The sequence below is a fragment of the Pseudomonas sp. DSP3-2-3 genome (genome assembly GCF_049898225.1).
Classification (GTDB): domain Bacteria; phylum Pseudomonadota; class Gammaproteobacteria; order Pseudomonadales; family Pseudomonadaceae; genus Aquipseudomonas.
Window position 1 is genome coordinate 30,645 of the sequence record NZ_JAFCXH010000003.1, and the last position, 18,159, is coordinate 48,803.

An 18,159-nucleotide genomic window follows, 5' to 3' on the forward strand; every position below is an offset into this window, starting at 1 on the left:
CTCAGACCTTGAAACGCGAGACGCCGCTGCGCAGCCCCACCGCGACCTGACTCAGCTCGTCGATGGCAAAGCTGGCCTGGCGCAGGGATTCCACGGTCTGGCTGCTGGCATCGCCCAGCTGAACCAGCGCCTGATTGATCTGCTCGGCACCGGTGGCCTGCGCCTGCATACCTTCGTTGACCATCAACACCCGAGGTGCAAGCGCCTGCACCTGATGAATGATTTGCGACAATTGCTCGCCCACCTGGGTGACTTCGAACATGCCGCGGCGCACTTCCTCGGAGAATTTGTCCATGCCCATCACACCCGCCGACACCGCCGACTGGATTTCGCGGACCATCTGTTCGATGTCATACGTGGCCACGGCCGTCTGATCGGCAAGACGCCGCACTTCGGTGGCGACAACCGCAAATCCGCGACCGTATTCACCGGCTTTTTCAGCTTCGATGGCGGCGTTGAGGGACAGCAGGTTGGTTTGGTCGGCCACTTTGACGATGGTCACGACAACCTGATTAATGTTGCCGGCCTTCTCATTGAGAATCGCCAGTTTGGCGTTGACCAGATCCGCAGCGCCCATCACCGAATGCATGGTGTCTTCCATGCGCGCCAGACCTTGCTGACCGGAGCCGGCGAGGATCGAAGCCTGATCCGCCGCCGAGGTCACCTCGATCATGGTGCGCACCAGATCACGGGAGGTTGCTGCGATTTCGCGGCTGGTCGCGCCAATTTCGGTGGTGGTGGCGGCGGTTTCGGTGGCCGTCGCCTGCTGTTGCCTGGAGGTGGCGGCAATTTCGGTAACGGAAGTCGTGACCTGCACCGACGAACGCTGGGCTTGAGAAACCAGCCCGGTCAGCTCGGTCATCATGTCGTTGAAGCCGGTTTCCACCGCGCCGAACTCGTCTTTACGATCCAGGTCGAGCCGCTTGCTCAAGTCGCCGGTACGCATGACTTCGAGAATCTGCACGATGCGCTGCATCGGCGCCATGATCGAGCGCATCAGGAACAGGCCACACAGGCCGGCAGCAATGATCGCCACGAACAGCGAGACGACCATGTTGAGTTGCGCGGCCTTCACCCCCGAGTCGATACGGGCCGTTGCGTCATCAGCGACTTTCTTGTTGACGACGATGATGTCATTCAGCTGCTTGCGCCCCAGCGACCAAACCGGCCGAATATCGTCGTAGAAGGTTGCGCGTGCAGTGGCATAGTCGCCATGCTGGTAGGCCTCGTGGACCTGGGCCAGAAGACGGTAGTACGTTGCGCGGCTTTTCTCGAAATCGGTGAAGTTGGTCTGGTCGGCGTCGTCGAAAATGGTCCGTTTATAGTTATCGACCTGCTCCTGAAGCCGCGCCTCGAATTCATGAAACTGGTCTTTTTCCGCTGCCGTCAGCTCGCGCCCCTTGCCTTCGCCGATCAGTTCTAGGGTGCGAATGTAGCTTTCGCCCCATGCACTGCGCAGCAGCGTACTGAAGTAGACGCCGGGAAGTGCATCGACGCGGACCTGCTCTTCACTGGATTCGATCGTCTGTAAACGCGAGTAAGACACGACAACCATCAACAGCATGATGGCGATGATTACAGCAAAACTCGCCAAAATCCGTTGGCGCAAGGTCCAGTTCTTCACAGTCAGCCCTCAAGAGTTCAACATCGGCTTGATCACCGAGTTCAAGAAGCGGACCGACAGACGGCCCAAAGCGGCGTGATTATAGCCCAGCACCTTACGCAATAAGGGGATGTTTCACAGATAGTTAGAGAGTTATTCCGCCGAATTATCGGAAATTTCGTACGCGACCAATGCACACAAACGAATTGACCGGATTATTCAAGACTTCACAAACGAGTGTTCCCACACTAAAAAGGCCCTTCCCCGTATCGAGAAGAGCCTTCGGGTCAGCGGGCTATTGAAAACAACGCGCGACGCCGCCGATGAATGGTCTATTGCGCTTCGCGCACCTGCGTTTCCAGTTCCACCTTGAGCGCCGGATCGAGCTTCAGTTGCCGCGCCAGCTCATCGAGGTAGGCGCGCTCCATGAAGTGCTCTTGATCCACGAGCATGACGCTGGCGATGTACATCTCTGCGGCCATTTCCGGTGTCGCGGCGGCGCGGGCGACTTCTGCCGGGTCCAGAGGCTTGTTCAACTCGGCCTGAAGCCAGTGTTGCAGCTCTTGATCGTTAGTCAGTTTGGTGAATTCACCCTCAATCAACGCGCGTTCACGCTCATCGACATGGCCGTCGGACTTGGCGGCAGCGACCAGCGCGCGCAGGATCGCCTGGCTGTGCTCCTCGACCTGCGCGGGCGGCAGGCGATCGATGGTTTGCGGCTCCTGCTGTGGCGCGGAACCCTGGTTGGCCTGCCAGTTGCCATAGGCCTTGTAGGCCAGAACCCCGAGCGCTGCCAGACCGCCGTAAGTCAGCACTTTGCCGCCCATTTTGCGCCCGCCTTTATTGCCCAGCAGCATGCCGAGGGCACCCGCCGCCAGCGCGCCACCACCGGCGCCCGACAACAGGCCGCCCAAGCCGCCCTTGCCAGCGCCGCCCAGCAGATCGCCGAGGCCGCCGGAAGAGGACTTGCCCGCGCCGCCGAGTAGATCACCCAGACCGCCAGACGAGGATTTGCCAGCCGGTTGCGAGCCGCCAGCCTTGTCTTGCAGCATCTGCTGGCCGGATTTAAGAAGTTGGTCGAGTAAGCCACGTGTGTTCATGGAAAGCCTCCGTTGACTGTGTCAGGCAGTTCAGTGCCAAGCAGATTAAAACGAAGTGTGCCGACACTGGCTTCAGGTGTGCTTCTGGATGTTGCAAGGCAACCGGCGCTCCGGCACATTGTGAGCATTCCAATAAAGTCGCGTTACCGTCGTCGCACCACCGCTGTTGATAACTGCCCCGAACATAACTATAGAAGAGGGATCCTTATGTCAGCACACAAAACCGCACTCCTGAGCGCATTCGTCACCGGCCTGATCGCCAGTGCCAGCGTACAGGCTGCCGAAACGCTCAAAGCCGTCGGCGACGGCGAAGGTCAATTGGATATCGTTGCCTGGCCGGGTTATATCGAGCGGGGCGAAAGCGACAAAGCGTACGACTGGGTGACGGGCTTTGAGCAGCAAACCGGCTGCAAGGTCAACGTCAAGACCGCCGCGACTTCCGACGAAATGGTCAGCCTGATGACCAAAGGCGGTTACGACCTGGTGACGGCCTCAGGCGATGCATCGTTGCGATTGATCGCCGGCAAACGCGTCCAGCCGATCAATACCGCGTTGATCCCCAACTGGAAAAACCTCGACCCGCGCCTCAAGGGCGGCCCGTGGTACGTGGTTGACCAGCAGACCTACGGCACGCCCTATCAATGGGGACCGAACGTCCTGATGTACAACACCAAAGTGTTCCCGGTGCCGCCGGTAAGCTGGAGCGTGGTGTTCGAAGCGCAGGATCTCCCCGACGGCAAACCCAACAAAGGCCGGGTCCAGGCTTACGACGGCCCGATCTATATCGCCGACGCCGCGCTGTACCTCAAATCCGCCAAGCCGGAACTGGGCATCGTCGATCCCTACCAGCTGACCGAGACCCAGTACGCCGCCGTGCTGAACCTGCTGCGCAAACAGCAACCGTTGATCCACCGTTACTGGCATGACGCGACTGTGCAGATGAGCGACGTGAAGAACGAAGGCGTCGCGGCTTCCAGTTCGTGGGGCTACATGGTCAATGGCCTGCAGGCCGACAAGCAGCCTGTCGCCTCGACCATTCCCAAGGAAGGCGCCACCGGCTGGGCTGACACGACCATGCTGCACGCCGACGCCAAACACCCCAATTGCGCCTACAAATGGATGGACTGGTCGCTGCAACCGAAAGTCCAGGGCGACGTAGCGGCCTGGTTCGGCTCGCTCCCCGCCGTACCGGAAGCCTGCAAGACCAATGAATTGCTTGGCCCTCAAGGCTGCGCGACCAATGGCTTCGATCAGTTCGAGCACATTGCATTCTGGAAAACCCCGCAGGCTGAAGGCGGCAAGTTCGTGCCCTACAGCCGCTGGACCCAGGATTACATTGCGATTATGGGTGGCCGATAGCGACCTTGCTCGCGAAGGTTTTTCAGGCAAAACATCAGCGCCTGACACACCGCCTTCGCGGGCAAGCCTCGCTCCAACAGGGCCTGGCGGAGCAACCACAATGCCCTTAGCAGTTCAGTTCACCAATGTCTCCCGCCAGTTTGGCGAGGTGAAGGCCGTTGACCGGGTTTCCATCGAGATTGAGGACGGTGAGTTCTTCTCCATGCTCGGGCCGTCAGGTTCGGGCAAGACCACTTGCCTGCGACTGATCGCCGGCTTCGAACAGCCCAGCGCTGGCTCGATCCGCATTCATGGCGAAGAAGCCGCGGGTCTGCCGCCTTACCAGCGCGACGTGAACACGGTGTTTCAGGATTACGCGCTGTTCCCGCACATGAACGTGCGCGATAACGTTGCCTACGGATTGAAGGTCAAGGGCGTGGGCAAGGCCGAACGCTACGCCCGCGCCGACGAAGCCCTGGCGATGGTTGCGCTGGAGGGTTACGGCCAGCGCAAGCCCGTGCAGTTGTCCGGCGGTCAGCGTCAGCGGGTCGCGCTGGCCCGAGCGTTGGTCAATCGTCCTCGGGTGCTGTTGCTGGACGAACCGTTGGGCGCGCTGGACCTCAAGTTGCGCGAGCAGATGCAGGGCGAACTGAAGAAGCTGCAACGCCAGCTGGGCATCACCTTCATCTTCGTCACCCATGACCAGACCGAAGCGCTGTCCATGTCCGACCGGGTAGCGGTGTTCAATAAAGGGCGCATCGAGCAGGTCGACACCCCGCGCAATCTGTACATGAGGCCCGCCACGATCTTCGTCGCCGAGTTCGTCGGCACCTCGAATGTCGTGCGTGGCGACCTGGCCCGACAGCTGAGCGGCAACGCCCAGCCTTTTTCCATTCGCCCGGAACATATCCGCTTCGCCGCCGGGCCATTGGCCAGCGATGAAATGGAAGTCACCGGCCTGCTGCACGACATTCAATATCAGGGCAGTTCAACGCGCTACGAACTGGCCCTGGACAGCGGCCAGTTGCTGAGCATCAGCCAGGCCAATACGCAATGGCTGGACGATGCCGGGCAGCATTTGCCCGGCCAGCGCATGGCGGTGCGCTGGGCGAAAGAAGCCATGGTTGCCTTGCTGGATGCAGCCGCCAGCGATGCCTCAGGACCGCTGACATGAACCAGGTCGCATCGGGTCCGAGCCATTCAGCGATGCGACGCTTTTGCGATGTGTTGTACACACGGCCGAACCTGTATCTGGCGTTACTGCTGATTCCGCCGCTGCTCTGGTTCGGTGCGGTTTACTTCGGCTCGCTGCTCAGCCTGATCTGGCAGGGTTTCTATACGTTCGACGACTTCACCATGGCGGTCACTCCGGAATTGACCCTGGCCAACTTCGCTGCGCTGTTCCAGCCGGCCAACTTCGACGTCATCAAGCGTACGCTGGCCATGGCGGTCGCGGTTTCCATCGCCAGTGGCGTGATCGCCTTCCCGATTGCTTACTACATGGCGCGCTACACCACCGGCAACGTCAAGGCGTTCTTTTACATCGCAGTGATGCTGCCGATGTGGGCCAGTTATATCGTCAAGGCCTACGCCTGGACTTTGCTGCTGGCCAAAGGCGGTGTCGCGCAGTGGTTTGTCCAGCACCTGGGGGTGGAGCCGCTGTTGCAGTTTATTCTCGGCATTCCGGGAGTTGGCGGCAGCACATTATCGACGTCGTATCTGGGTCGTTTTCTGGTGTTCGTTTATATCTGGCTGCCGTTCATGATTCTGCCGATCCAGGCCTCACTGGAAAGACTGCCGCCGTCCCTGCTGCAAGCGTCGGCGGACCTCGGCGCCAGACCGCGCCAGACCTTCATGCAGGTGATTCTGCCGCTGTCGATTCCGGGGATCGCTGCCGGGTCGATCTTTACGTTCTCCCTGACCCTGGGCGATTTCATCGTGCCGCAGCTGATCGGCCCGCCGGGGTATTTCATCGGCAGCATGGTCTACGCCCAGCAAGGCGCGATTGGCAATATGCCCATGGCGGCGGCATTTACCCTGGTGCCGATTGTGCTGATCGCGATTTACCTGTCCATCGTCAAGCGTCTGGGGGCTTTCGATGCGCTCTAAACCTGCGCCACAAACAGACCGGCCTTCCCTCGGTTTGCGCATCGCGGCCTGGGGCGGGCTGGTGTTTCTGCATTTCCCGATCCTGATCATCTTCATGTACGCCTTCAACACCCAGGACGCGGCCTTCAGCTTTCCGCCGCAGGGTTTCACCTTGAAATGGTTCAGCGTGGCGTTCGCCAGGCCTGACGTGCTGGAGGCGATCAAGCTTTCCCTGGAAATCGCCTGTGTGGCGACGCTGATCGCGATGGTCCTCGGCACCCTGGCGTCGGCCGCGCTGTATCGGCGGGACTTTTTCGGCAAGGATGCGATTTCCCTGATGCTGATCCTGCCCATCGCCCTGCCCGGCATCATTACCGGGCTGGCGCTGTTGGCGGCGTTCAAGACCCTCGGCATCGAGCCGGGCATGTTCACGATCATTGTCGGCCACGCCACATTTTGCGTGGTCATCGTCTATAACAATGTCATCGCCCGCTTGCGTCGTACGTCCCACAGCCTCATCGAAGCCTCGATGGACCTGGGCGCCGACGGCTGGCAAACCTTTCGCTACATCATCCTGCCCAATCTTGGCTCGGCACTGCTGGCCGGGGGCATGCTGGCGTTTGCCTTGTCGTTCGACGAAATCATCGTCACCACGTTTACGGCGGGTCATGAACGCACGCTGCCGATCTGGCTGCTCAACCAGCTCAGTCGCCCGCGGGACGTACCGGTCACCAACGTCGTAGCGATGCTGGTCATGCTGGTGACCATGTTGCCGATTCTCGGCGCGTACTACCTGACGCGCGGTGGTGAAAGCGTGGCGGGCAGCGGCGGTAAATAACCTGAAGGCTTCAACGAGGAGAACATCATGCAAACCAGACTGCTGATCAACGGCCAGCTTGTGGCGGGTGAAGGTCCGAGCCAGGCAGTGTTCAACCCGGCATTGGGCCGGGTGCTGGTGGAACTCAAGGAAGCCAGCGAAGCTCAGGTGGATGCCGCCGTGCGCGCCGCCGACATCGCCTTCCAAAGCTGGTCGCAAACCCCGCCCAAGGACCGTTCGCTGTTGCTGCTGAAACTCGCCGACGCCATCGAAGCCCACGGCGAGGAGCTGGCCAGACTGGAATCAGACAACTGTGGCAAACCCTACAGCGCAGCCTTGAACGACGAAATCCCGGCGATTGCCGATGTGTTCCGCTTCTTTGCCGGCGCCAGCCGCTGCATGGGTGGATCGGCAGCCGGTGAATACTTGCCGGGCCACACCTCGATGATCCGCCGCGATCCGGTTGGCGTGATCGCGTCTATTGCACCATGGAACTACCCGCTGATGATGGTCGCCTGGAAAATCGCCCCGGCGCTGGCAGCGGGCAACACGGTGGTGCTCAAGCCGTCCGAACAAACGCCGCTGACCGCCTTGCGGCTGGTGGAGCTGGCGATGGATATCTTTCCCGCTGGCGTCCTGAACCTGGTGTTCGGGCGCGGCTCGACCGTTGGCAATGCGCTGATCACCCACGCCAAAGTGCGCATGGTGTCGCTGACTGGCTCGATCGCCACCGGTTCGCACATCATTTCCAGCACCGCTGGCACGGTCAAACGGATGCACATGGAACTGGGCGGCAAGGCGCCGGTGATCATTTTCGATGACGCCGACATCGACGCGGCCGTCGAAGGGATTCGCACTTTCGGCTTCTATAACGCCGGTCAGGACTGCACCGCCGCGTGCCGGATCTACGCGCAGCAAGGCATCTACGACAAGTTTGTCGAGAAGTTGGGGGAAGCGGTCAGCAGCATCAGATACGGCCTGCAAAACGATCCGCAAACCGAACTCGGACCGCTGATCAGTGCCCAGCATCGCGACCGCGTCGCCGGTTTCGTCGAACGCGCCCTCGCCCAGTCCCACACGCGACTGATTACCGGCGGCAAAGCCGTTGAGGGCAATGGCTTCTTCTTCGAACCCACGGTCATTGCCGATGCCCAGCAGGACGACGAAATCGTCCGCCGCGAAGTGTTCGGCCCCGTGGTTTCGGTGACGAAGTTCGAGGATGAAGCGCAAGTGCTGGCCTGGGCCAACGAATCCGACTACGGCCTGGCCTCGTCCGTCTGGACCCAGGACATCGGCCGCGCCCACCGCCTGGCCGCACGCCTGCAATACGGCTGCACCTGGGTCAACACGCACTTCATGCTGGTCAGCGAAATGCCCCACGGCGGGCAAAAACTGTCCGGCTACGGCAAGGACTTGTCGATGTATGGGTTGGAGGACTACACCACGGTGAGGCATGTGATGTTTAAGCATTGAGGGGAGCTGTAGGGCAGCAAATACCGCCCCCGTTGGAGCGAGGCTTGCCCGCGAAGGTTTCCTGACGCCGCAGATTCAGTGTCTGCCTCCAAGCCTTCCCGGATAAATCCGGTCCCACGGGATGACCGCATTCAAACCGTGGGCTGTGTGAAAACGTCACGAGCGAAGGCAAGACAAGGCAAAAACAGGCGGAAAAGCGGAGTCCAGGTGTTCTAAATGAGCATTTTCCGCCTGTTTTTAACGCAGTATTGCCGAGCGCAGTAGTTTTCACACAGCCTATACAGGGACCGTGCTTGCTGATCATGGGACTCAGCAAGCACCAAGCGCACTCAATCAATCGCGCAAATCAGACTCATGAATCGGTCGTACGACAGGTCGTAATTAAAATTGCGTTTTAACTTCCAATAATTATTAGAACAACTTTAAGAAAAAAATGATGAAAATTCAATAAGCTAGGTCCCATATTGAATGGTTGCCATCGGCCACTGTCATTTATGACAGTACCTTATGCCAGAATTCCAGAACAGACTGTGACTGTTGACCAATAAAACTCGTTATCAAAAGAACCGAGCCCACTGACCAGTGTCTCGATCAGATTTTAAATGGAGATTCACCCTATGGACAACTCACCAACTTCAAGACCCCGCTCGATTGGCGAACTGGATCCGACATTCGCAGATAAGGGCATTTTTACGTTTTCCGAAGCCATATACGGTTTCGAACTCTTCGGTATAGGTAAAGCTACGACTGCGCAAGATAGAAAGATCCTCATCCCGGCGATCAATCTAACTCAGCCTCTGCGACTTGCAGCTTATCTGGTGGCTCGGTTAAATGAAGATGGCACCCCTGACCAAAATTTTGGCACAAATGGAGCGGTGAGTGGGCGCTTCACCGCAGAAGGCGAGTCGTTCGGAGCATCAGTTGCAATTACGCAAGAAGGGAAGATCATCCTCTCCGGATACCACACAACAAAAGCCCTCACCCCTTGTCGACCTGCACTTGCAGGGTATCTAAGCACCGGTCAGCTGGACGAAAGCTTCGGCGAGAATGGAATCGTGCATCTCGACTTTCTCATCCCCCCATCCGTCACCGATACTGGCAATGACACTGAGCAGCCGAAAGGCGGCCCACCCGATAAGCAGCCCCACGCATATAGTTTTTCTATAACACCTTTACCCAATGGAAAACTGGTTTTCTGTGGCATGCTTGAACCGACTCGGGGTTTCTTGGCCTCTCGTAGAAGTATCTTGGGTCGCTTGAACCCAGACGGCTCATTGGATCATTCATTTGCATCCAAAGGGTATCTGGACCTTGTCGGAAATCCCAATACAGCGGACAGTCACGTGGTACAGCCAGACGGAAAAATATTAGTCTGCGGACAAATCGAAAAAGAACACACGATAATCTACGTCCGCCGTTATTTAGAAAATGGTACGCCGGACCCAACTTTTACTTTCAGCGAACAGCCTTTAAGACCAGGAATTCTAGATGGCGGCCATATTACGGCCATCGCTCTTCATGAGGACGGGAGGATTATTATTGGGGCCAATAAATACTATAACGACTCAGCCGCCCCCTGGAACGGGGTGCTTATGTGTTTAACATCGAGCGGAGCCTGGGATTCAGGGTTTAACGGAGGTAAACCGGTTGAGATGGCATTGGGTGCCAGCAGCTTCAGATGTACTTTAAAAGACATCCTTATTGACGGTGACGGGGTCATATTACTGGGCGACATGGGAAACATCGCATTGACGCGGTATTTTCTCGATGGGACACCCGATGCTGGCTTTGGCAACAAGCCAGGCTGGTGGGAATACTCAGGTAACGAAAGTTATTACCTTGTACGGCAAGACGATGGAAAAATTTTGGCAACAGCCATGAGCATAGACTACCAATGGTTCGTCGCGCGCTTCTTGGGCGAGTAGGCTTACCACTTAAACTGAGGGCTTGATGGCAATCGATCGCAAGTAGCACGTGCAACCTGCGGTCGACATTTAACTTGGATCCGACTCAATCGCGCAAATCAGACTCATGAATCGGCTGATCGCGATGGGTCGCGCGCTGGTATTGCGCAGGCCAGGTTGCCAGGCGGCCGCCCAGGTCGTCATCGGCGTGCAGCGGCCAGTAAGGGTCGCGCAGCAGTTCGCGGGCGAGCAGGATGATATCGGCCTGACCGGTGCGCAGGATGTGCTCGGCCTGGGCGGGTTCGGTGATCATGCCTACGGTGCCGGTGGCCATTCCCGATTCCTTGCGCACGCGTTCGGCGAAACGGGTCTGATAGCCGGGGCCGACCGGGATTTCTGCGTTGGCCGAAGTGCCGCCCGAGGAAACATCAATCAGGTCCACGCCAAGATCCTTGAGGCGTCGCGCGAGCTCGACCGTCTCATCCGGATTCCAGCCATCTTCGACCCAGTCAGTGGCCGACACGCGAACGAATAGCGGCAACTCTTCGGGCCATACAGCGCGCACTGCACGGGTCACTTCCAGCGTCAGGCGAATGCGGTTCTCGAAAGACCCACCGTATTGATCCTGACGCTGATTGCTCAGCGGCGAAAGGAACTGGTGCAGCAGATAACCATGGGCAGCATGCACTTCCACGACTTTGAAGCCAGCAGTCAACGCACGCTTGGCGGCATCGACGAACGCCTGAATAACTTCCTGGATTTGTCCTTCGCTGAGCTGCACCGGGGCAGTGTGTTTCGGATCGAAGGCAATCGGCGACGGCCCCCAAGGTGTCCAGCCGCCCTCGTCTGCCTTGATGCTGCCAGACTTGCCCAGCCATGGCCGCCAGGTGCTGGCCTTGCGTCCGGCGTGAGCCAGCTGAATACCGGCGACCGCACCTTGCGCAGTGATGAAGCGGGTAATGCGTTGCAGGGGTTCAATCTGCTCGTCGTTCCACAGCCCGAGGTCTTCGGGAGTAATCCTGCCGTCCTTGGTCACCGCAGTAGCTTCGGTGAAAATCAGGCCAGCGCCGCCGACTGCGCGGCTGCCGAGATGAACCAGGTGCCAGTCATTGGCCAGACCATCCACCGATGAATACTGACACATCGGCGATACGGCAATGCGATTGAGCAGGGTCAGCTGGCGCAAGGTGTAGGGTTCTAGCAACAGGCTCATGGGGACCTCTCAGGCTGAATAATGTCGTTTTGGCTGGCTGTAAAGCGTACCAAGAGAGTAGTCGACAATCCTTTGCAACCGAGGGTTCCTGCCGATCGCTAGCGTGGGGCGATGTGGGCCACCATCAGTTGCACCGTTTCATTGCCGCGAAACTCGTTCAGGTCAAGTTTGTAAGCCAGCTCGACCCAGCGAATATTCGGGTTGGGCCAAATGTCACGATCCACGCCGAACGCGATGGCATCAAGCTTGACCGTGCCGCATTCGCTTTTGAGCACCATCTTCAGATGCCGCTCACCCACGACCCGCTGTTCCACCAACTGGAACACGCCATGAAACAGCGGTTCGGGGAAATGTTGTCCCCAAGGGCCGGCATTGCGCAGGGCACGGGCCAGTTCCAGATGGAATTCCTCGACCGCCAGAGCGCCGTCGGACAGCAGGCGGCCGCTCAGGTCGTCTTCATTGAGCTGACGCCGCACCTCGACATCAAACGCCTCGGCAAACGCGGGAAAATTGGCCTCGGGCAAGGACAACCCTGCCGCCATGGCATGCCCGCCGAACTTGCTGATCAGTTCTGGATGCCGCGCCGCGACCGCATCCAGCGCGTCACGAATATGAAAACCCGGCACCGAGCGCGCCGAACCTTTGAGCACGCCGTCGCCAGCGCTGGCAAAAGCAATGGTCGGCCGGTGATAACGTTCTTTGAGACGCGAAGCAAGAATGCCGATCACGCCCTGGTGCCAGTCCGGTTCGAACAGACACAGGCCGAACGGCATGGATTCCAGCGGCAGATCCTTGAGCTGGGCCAACGCTTCACGTTGCATGCCTTGCTCGATGGATTTGCGGTCCTGATTCAGCTCATCCAGCTGGCCGGCCATTTCCCGCGCCAGGGTTTCGTCTTCGCAGAGCAGGCATTCAATGCCCAGACTCATGTCATCCAGACGCCCCGCCGCATTGAGACGCGGGCCGATGATGAAGCCCAGATCCGTGGAAGTGATGCGCGACGCTTCGCGGCGGGCGACTTCGAGAATGGCTTTGAGTCCGGGACGCGCGCGCCCGGCGCGAATACGCATCAGGCCCTGATGAACAAGGATGCGATTATTGGCATCCAGCGGCACGACGTCGGCAACGCTGCCCAATGCGACCAGATCCAGTAACTCGCCCAGATTCGGCTGCGTGCGTTGATTGGCCTCGAACCAGCCGTTTTCCCGCAGCCGCGCGCGCAAGGCCATCAACACATAAAAAATCACTCCGACACCGGCCAACGCCTTGCTCGGGAAGGTGCAACCCGGCTGGTTGGGATTGACGATGGCGTCAGCCGCCGGAAGTTCATGGCCGGGCAAGTGGTGATCGGTGACCAACACCTGCAAGCCGGCGGCCTTGGCGGCTGCCACGCCTTCGACGCTGGAAATGCCGTTATCCACGGTCATCAGCAATTGCGGCTGGCGCTGCAAAGCGACGGCGACGATTTCCGGGGTCAGGCCGTAGCCATATTCAAAGCGATTGGGGACCAGATAATCCACATGGGCCGCGCCCAGCAGACGTAAACCAAGCACGCCAACAGTACTTGCCGTGGCGCCGTCCGCGTCGAAGTCGCCGACGATCAGAATACGCTGGCGTTCGTTGAGCGCTGTCACCAGCAGATCCACCGCCGCATCGATGCCTTTGAGTTGCTGATACGGGATCAGCCGCGCCAGACTCTTGTCGAGTTCGGCTTCCGACAATACACCCCGCGAGGCGTACAGACGGGTAAGCAATGGCGGCAAATCGCCGAGAAAAGGCAGGGTTTCCGGCAACAGACGAGGTTCGATGCGCATGCGGTTTTCGCTGGTTCTCTGTGGTTATCGATCTAAAGCGTGGAGCCTGCCAATCAGCCGCGTTCGCCCGTGAGCCATTGCAACTGGACTTCATGCTGACCACGATCATCGGTCACGAAAATCGTGCCTTCGCTGATCATGACGTCCCACTTGATAACGCGGGGCATGTCCTTGGCCAGCACTTCCAGAATCTCTTGCGGCACCGAAGCGATATTGACGTTCTTCAGGTTCTTCACCGCCGGGATGACCTTGCCTTCCCAGACGCGCAGACTACCGTAAGCCAGCAGGCTGGTGCGCTCGGTACGACGCGAACACCAGGTCAGGCGATCGGCATCAGGCTGGCCGACTTCAATCCAGTGCAGCACGCGATCGTCGAGGCTTTTTTCCCAGAGTGCGGGCTCGTCGACTTCCGACAAACCACGACCGAACGACAAATGCTCGTTGTACCAGAAAGCATAGGCAAGCAGGCGCACGGTCATGCGCTCTTCGGTTTCCGAAGGGTGACGGGCGATGGTCTGTTTGACACTCTCGTACACCCCACGATCCAGGTCGGTGAGGTTCAGTTCGAATTTGTAGGTCGTGGACGGCTGGGCCATGAACGGGCTTCTAGATGCGGAGAAAGGCGGCAAGTCTACCCGATGCAGCCCCATTGAACGACCAAAGCCGGCCGATCATCTGACGGCAAGCACTCATGGGCGCTTGCGGCGAACCTGCAACGCGTCAGATCGCTGGAAATCCAGCCCGCTGTCGTGCACATTGGTTCAATTGGTGCTCAATGGTTTCAAGGCTTTGATATTCCATCAAAAAAAACGATATCCTCGTCGGCATAGCTGGCATTGTTGCTGAATATGTCTGTTTCAAGCGCTGATCACACCCGCGTCTTTTTTGACGTCCTATACTCAGCCATTTTACGGGGAAGACATTCGCGAATGCCTTATTGCAGCGCACTGTCCGCCAGGTCCTGCATGGCTTCTTTACTGGCCTTGCTGACGCTGGGCGCCCTGCCGTCCAGCGGTCAGGCGAAAGAAACACTGATCTGGCTGCTGCGCGACATGCCGCCAGTGACGATTTTCTCCGGACCGCAACAGGGTCAGGGCGCTATCGACAGGCTGTTGCCGCTGCTGATTGCCCGAATGCCCGAATACGAGCACCTGCTGATGCACGTGAATCGCGCCAGAGGCATGCAGATGCTTCTCGACAAGTCGTTGTTCACCTGTGATCCAATGCTGCTCTGGACTGCCGAGCGGGCGAAAAACCTGCTGTTTTCGATTCCGATCTATGCGGTGCGCAGCAATGGTCTGGTGGTGCGTCACGACAATCTGGATAGCTTCACGCCGTTTATGTCCGGCAACCAGATCGATCTGGCGGCGTTGCTCAAGAGCAGGACGATCAAGCTCGGCGTGGTTGCTGAACGCAGTTACGGACCGGTCATCGACCGGATCCTGCGCGAGACGCCAGCACATGAGCTCAATCTGCATTACGGCAACGACGCCATCGGCAGCCTGCTGCAAATGGAACGTCTCGGCCGCTTGCAAGCCCTGATCAGCTATTGGCCGGAAGCGCTGTATCAGTCCCGCCAGCAGGGCATTGTTGCGGAGGAGCTGGAGTTCCTGCCAGTCAAGGACACGCCGAAGTACCAATTTACCCATGTCGGCTGCTCGAACTCCTCCCAAGGCCTGCAGGCCATGGAGATCATCAATCGGGAGATGCGGGTGCTGCGCAAGACCAGCTTGATCGATCTTTATGCGCAATGGCTGCCCAGCGGACAACGCGAAGAATATCTGCAGGATGCCAAGGCGTTCTTTGAGGATGAACAGCGGTAAACAGCATCGGGCGGCAAGAATGTGCATGCCCTGAAAAAAAGAAACCCCGAGCAGCGGGGAGACTACTCGGGGTAAACCGTGGTCCATCGGGACCAGTACGGCAGGCATCAATCACCGGAGCACAATGTTTGAACCTGCCGTAATTAATCAGAGCGTACGGCCACCATAAGGTTCCCGGACTGGTTAAACAAAAACGGGAGACGAGATAAACGGACGACTCAACGCCGCGTGGCGCATGGCGGCAATCACCGAAGGCTCGATTCGCCCCTCGGCAACCATCAAATCACGGCGCAATCCGTCGACCACATCCGTCAACTGGCGTTTGTCGCCAAGCTGCGCTGCGCTGAAAACACGCTTGATCACTACCGCTCCAACCGCATCCTTGAGCGAGACCAAACGCTCACCCTGAGGTCCGGCCGGCCCAAGGTGGGCTTGGTAAGGGGCCAGAGCCTGACTTAGCAGTAAGCTGATATTTTCCATCTAGATCACCACTCAACAGTTTGAATGCAAAGGTGCTTATCAATGACCATCGGCGTCATCAGAAAGTTCTTATTGCTTGACCAGAGGGTGCAACTAACCGAGCACTTGAGCATGCCAGCGGAATGTGACAGAGAAAAAACTCATGAATCAGAAAGCCAGAGTGTTATTCGTTGGCGCGAGGCTTGCCCGCGAAGTACCCGATGCTCCATGTAAAGCACAATCCAAGGTTACGCCCACTTCCTGCGGGAGAGGACTTGTCCTCGATGGCTATAATTTCATCACTGCATGTGGGTCAGGCGGATCACGGGCGTCTGGGCTGGCTGTCGAGGACAAGTCCTCTCCCACAAAAGCCCCTCTCCCACACTGCCAGGCATTCCGATCATAGAACCTCCGACGTATCAGCGATCAGCCTGGCCACCGCAAACAAACTGTAGGAAATTTCGCGGAGAATCACGACCTGTTCCTACGCAGAGTCCTACCACCATGGGGCGGCAGCATGCCGAGTTCTGATATCTACTCAGGATGAGGACCGCGCAACCTGTCGCCGCTCATGAGGATGCGCCCGATACGCAATTCAAATGGAATGAACACTGTGAGCGCTTACGCCGAGAAATCTTTGCGCATCATCCTGGCCGACGACCATCCCATATTTCTCATCGGTTTGCGGGTGGTACTGGAGCAGAACAACTGCGCCAAAGTCATCGCCCAGGCCAGCAATCCGGATGAACTGCTGGAGATCCTTCGACGGGTTGAAGCTGATGTGCTGGTGACGGACTTCATGATGCCCGACGAACATCACAACGATGGGTTGCGGTTGTTGCAGAAAATCCGCCGGGACTTTCCGGAGCTGCCCATTGTCGTGGTCACCATGCTCAACAACGCTGCATTGTTTCGTGCGATTCTCGAATTGAAAGTCCAAGGGCTGTTAAGCAAGGCCAGCGTCGCCGGCGAACTGCCAGCAGCCATCGCCCACGTGCGCCGCAAACATCTGTATATCGCCGACTCCGTGCGGCAAATCATGCTGGATGCCGCCGAACATGACATGAACGGGAGCATAAAACCCCTGTCACCACGCGAGCTCGAAGTCATAAGGCTGCTTGCGGCGGGTATGACAATCGGCGGGATCGCCATGCAACTCAATCGCAGCAAACAGACCGTAAGTGCGCAAAAGATCAACGCCATGCGCAAACTGGGCTTGGCAAACGAAGCCGCGCTGTTCATTTACCTGCAGGAGAATGGCCTCGGCTGAGACCGTTTTGCTGCCCGACCTGCCTGGCTTCCAGCCCCTTGCGCTCTGCAATCCAGGGCAGTACATCGTGCACCAGCAACGGCCGGGAGATGAAATATCCTTGCAGGGATGCACCGCCCAGCGCCATTACCGAATAGAAGTCATCCATTGACTCAACCCCCTCGAACACCACTTCCAGCGACATCCTTCGGGCGATGAGCATTGCTCCGGCAACCACGGCACCCTTGCGCGAGTCGTCTGCCATGTCGCGAACAAATTCAGCAGGCACCTTGAGTTCGGTGAAAGGCAGTTGCAGCAGCCGCTCAAGGTTCGAAGCGCCGGTCCCAAAGTCATCGATGGACAACTTGCAGCCATGCATCCGCAAGCGCAGCAGGCCTTCGACTTGCCAGGTCGCAGGTTCGGGGGCGGCCTGCTCGACGATTTCCAGGGTAAGGATATGAGCGGGTAATCCGAAATGCACCAGCCGGGCGAGCACCTGCTCGGCAAAATCGGACTGTTCAAGCATTTGCGGTGTGATATTGACCGCCACCGGCAACGCCTCGCCCTGCTCGCACAACCTGTCGGCTGACAGCTTCAACGCCAGACCAAGTACCCGCCAGGTCAACGGCACCATCAATCCCGCGTCTTGCAGGGCGGGCATGAAACGGTCGGGGGTCAATAACCCGTACTCGGGATGCTGCCAACGCACCAGGGCTTCTACGCCGAGCACTTCGCCAAGCAAACTGACCTTGGGCTGATAACAGGCGACCCATTGCTCGGACAACGCCGACAAGTCGATTGGCCCATACTGTGCCGCCGGGTACAGCTCCTCGAAGCTCAGGGCGGAACACGGCGCTGGCAAGGGCTCGTCGCAAGCATCCGGCAGCGCATCGTAGGCCTCCAGCAGCTCGCCGATTGCCACTGTTGACGCCGGTTTTTGCAGACAGCCCAACACTGCGATGCCCTGCTGCCGAGCCAGCTGTGCAACGCTTTCCTGAATACTGGGCTCGGTGCTGCTGAGGATGATCAGGGCACGCGCCTGACCGCTCAGCGCCAGATGACGAATCAGCTCCAGACCATCCGGCCCTTCCATCATCAGATCGCAAATTGCGATGTCGACCCCGCCGCGTTTGTTCAACGATTGCCGTGCCTGAGCGACGCTGGGCGCTGTCAGTACATCGAAAATCTGATTGGCGTTGAGCATTTGATGCAGCGCCATCAGCTGGAATGGGTTGTCCTCTAGTATCAATACGGTAAGTGAACGCACGATCTGTTTCC

The 18,159-nt window shown here is 58.5% G+C and carries 15 protein-coding genes; 8 read left to right on the plus strand and 7 right to left on the minus strand.

The features are described from left to right. Position 1: 1 nt before the first annotated feature. The gene (locus ACP7E4_RS04705) at positions 2–1,624 is read right to left on the minus strand and encodes a methyl-accepting chemotaxis protein (protein WP_426112135.1); all 1,623 of its coding nucleotides are present in this window, start codon (positions 1,622–1,624) and stop codon (positions 2–4) included. A 311-nt stretch (positions 1,625–1,935) separates the two neighbouring features. Further along, entirely contained in the window at positions 1,936–2,703 is a 768-nt protein-coding gene (locus tag ACP7E4_RS04710; RefSeq protein ID WP_426112137.1) for a tellurite resistance TerB family protein, read from the minus strand. Between the two features lie 207 nt (positions 2,704–2,910). Here ACP7E4_RS04710 and ydcS point away from each other — a divergent pair, with 207 nt between their 5' ends. The 6 genes from ydcS (at position 2,911) to ACP7E4_RS04740 (ending at position 10,344) form a co-directional block, all read left to right on the plus strand. Beyond that, a complete protein-coding gene (gene ydcS, locus ACP7E4_RS04715; protein ID WP_426112139.1) occupies positions 2,911–4,062 on the plus strand; it encodes a putative ABC transporter substrate-binding protein YdcS in 1,152 nt (383 codons plus the stop codon). A 100-nt stretch (positions 4,063–4,162) separates the two neighbouring features. Then, the gene (locus tag ACP7E4_RS04720) at positions 4,163–5,215 is read left to right on the plus strand and encodes an ABC transporter ATP-binding protein (RefSeq protein ID WP_426112141.1); all 1,053 of its coding nucleotides are present in this window, start codon (positions 4,163–4,165) and stop codon (positions 5,213–5,215) included. Then, the gene (locus ACP7E4_RS04725; protein WP_426112143.1) at positions 5,212–6,150 is read left to right on the plus strand and encodes an ABC transporter permease; all 939 of its coding nucleotides are present in this window, start codon (positions 5,212–5,214) and stop codon (positions 6,148–6,150) included. Before ACP7E4_RS04720 ends, ACP7E4_RS04725 begins: the two co-directional genes overlap by 4 nt. After that, on the plus strand, positions 6,140–6,967 hold the full coding sequence (locus ACP7E4_RS04730) for an ABC transporter permease (RefSeq protein ID WP_341522921.1): 828 nt from the start codon (positions 6,140–6,142) through the stop codon (positions 6,965–6,967). The genes ACP7E4_RS04725 and ACP7E4_RS04730 overlap by 11 nt, the downstream gene beginning before the upstream one ends. 27 nt (positions 6,968–6,994) lie before the next feature. Further along, positions 6,995–8,419 carry a gamma-aminobutyraldehyde dehydrogenase gene (locus tag ACP7E4_RS04735; protein ID WP_426112146.1) on the plus strand — a complete coding sequence of 475 codons (1,425 nt, stop codon included), beginning with the start codon at positions 6,995–6,997 and terminating at the stop codon, positions 8,417–8,419. A 617-nt stretch (positions 8,420–9,036) separates the two neighbouring features. Further along, positions 9,037–10,344 carry a delta-60 repeat domain-containing protein gene (locus ACP7E4_RS04740; protein ID WP_426112148.1) on the plus strand — a complete coding sequence of 436 codons (1,308 nt, stop codon included), beginning with the start codon at positions 9,037–9,039 and terminating at the stop codon, positions 10,342–10,344. An 85-nt stretch (positions 10,345–10,429) separates the two neighbouring features. On the opposite strand, the gene ACP7E4_RS04745 is transcribed toward ACP7E4_RS04740, so the two are convergent. From ACP7E4_RS04745 to ACP7E4_RS04755, 3 genes are all read right to left on the minus strand, one after another. Beyond that, on the minus strand, positions 10,430–11,536 hold the full coding sequence (locus ACP7E4_RS04745) for an NADH:flavin oxidoreductase/NADH oxidase (RefSeq protein ID WP_426112150.1): 1,107 nt from the start codon (positions 11,534–11,536) through the stop codon (positions 10,430–10,432). A 98-nt stretch (positions 11,537–11,634) separates the two neighbouring features. Beyond that, on the minus strand, positions 11,635–13,350 hold the full coding sequence (gene recJ, locus ACP7E4_RS04750; RefSeq protein WP_426112152.1) for a single-stranded-DNA-specific exonuclease RecJ: 1,716 nt from the start codon (positions 13,348–13,350) through the stop codon (positions 11,635–11,637). 53 nt (positions 13,351–13,403) lie between these two features. Then, complete coding sequence (locus ACP7E4_RS04755) at positions 13,404–13,946, minus strand: YaeQ family protein (protein ID WP_065834754.1); 543 nt, start codon at positions 13,944–13,946, stop codon at positions 13,404–13,406. Positions 13,947–14,327: 381 nt separating this feature from the next. Between ACP7E4_RS04755 and ACP7E4_RS04760 the strand changes: the two genes are divergently transcribed. Further along, positions 14,328–15,173 carry a TIGR02285 family protein gene (locus ACP7E4_RS04760; protein WP_426112545.1) on the plus strand — a complete coding sequence of 282 codons (846 nt, stop codon included), beginning with the start codon at positions 14,328–14,330 and terminating at the stop codon, positions 15,171–15,173. Between the two features lie 183 nt (positions 15,174–15,356). On the opposite strand, the gene ACP7E4_RS04765 is transcribed toward ACP7E4_RS04760, so the two are convergent. After that, positions 15,357–15,653, minus strand: coding sequence for a DUF3509 domain-containing protein (locus tag ACP7E4_RS04765; RefSeq protein WP_426112154.1), 297 nt, complete (start codon positions 15,651–15,653; stop codon positions 15,357–15,359). A gap of 592 nt (positions 15,654–16,245) precedes the next feature. Between ACP7E4_RS04765 and ACP7E4_RS04770 the strand changes: the two genes are divergently transcribed. Next, on the plus strand, positions 16,246–16,902 hold the full coding sequence (locus ACP7E4_RS04770; RefSeq protein WP_426112156.1) for a response regulator: 657 nt from the start codon (positions 16,246–16,248) through the stop codon (positions 16,900–16,902). Here the strand turns inward: ACP7E4_RS04770 and ACP7E4_RS04775 are convergent. Then, a complete protein-coding gene (locus tag ACP7E4_RS04775) occupies positions 16,871–18,148 on the minus strand; it encodes an EAL domain-containing response regulator (protein WP_426112158.1) in 1,278 nt (425 codons plus the stop codon). The genes ACP7E4_RS04770 and ACP7E4_RS04775 overlap by 32 nt on opposite strands. Positions 18,149–18,159 lie beyond the last annotated feature (11 nt).

What these genes read in the sequence shown, in the direction of transcription:
- ACP7E4_RS04745 (WP_426112150.1), bottom strand. Translation starts at nt 11,536, where the DNA reads ATGAGCCTGTTGCTAGAACCCTACACCTTGCGCCAGCTGACCCTGCTC.
- ACP7E4_RS04765 (WP_426112154.1), bottom strand. Translation starts at nt 15,653, where the DNA reads ATGGAAAATATCAGCTTACTGCTAAGTCAGGCTCTGGCCCCTTACCAA.
- ACP7E4_RS04730 (WP_341522921.1), top strand. Translation starts at nt 6,140, where the DNA reads ATGCGCTCTAAACCTGCGCCACAAACAGACCGGCCTTCCCTCGGTTTG.
- recJ (WP_426112152.1), bottom strand. Translation starts at nt 13,350, where the DNA reads ATGCGCATCGAACCTCGTCTGTTGCCGGAAACCCTGCCTTTTCTCGGC.
- ACP7E4_RS04720 (WP_426112141.1), top strand. Translation starts at nt 4,163, where the DNA reads ATGCCCTTAGCAGTTCAGTTCACCAATGTCTCCCGCCAGTTTGGCGAG.
- ACP7E4_RS04710 (WP_426112137.1), bottom strand. Translation starts at nt 2,703, where the DNA reads ATGAACACACGTGGCTTACTCGACCAACTTCTTAAATCCGGCCAGCAG.
- ACP7E4_RS04755 (WP_065834754.1), bottom strand. Translation starts at nt 13,946, where the DNA reads ATGGCCCAGCCGTCCACGACCTACAAATTCGAACTGAACCTCACCGAC.
- ACP7E4_RS04735 (WP_426112146.1), top strand. Translation starts at nt 6,995, where the DNA reads ATGCAAACCAGACTGCTGATCAACGGCCAGCTTGTGGCGGGTGAAGGT.
- ACP7E4_RS04740 (WP_426112148.1), top strand. Translation starts at nt 9,037, where the DNA reads ATGGACAACTCACCAACTTCAAGACCCCGCTCGATTGGCGAACTGGAT.
- ACP7E4_RS04725 (WP_426112143.1), top strand. Translation starts at nt 5,212, where the DNA reads ATGAACCAGGTCGCATCGGGTCCGAGCCATTCAGCGATGCGACGCTTT.
- ydcS (WP_426112139.1), top strand. Translation starts at nt 2,911, where the DNA reads ATGTCAGCACACAAAACCGCACTCCTGAGCGCATTCGTCACCGGCCTG.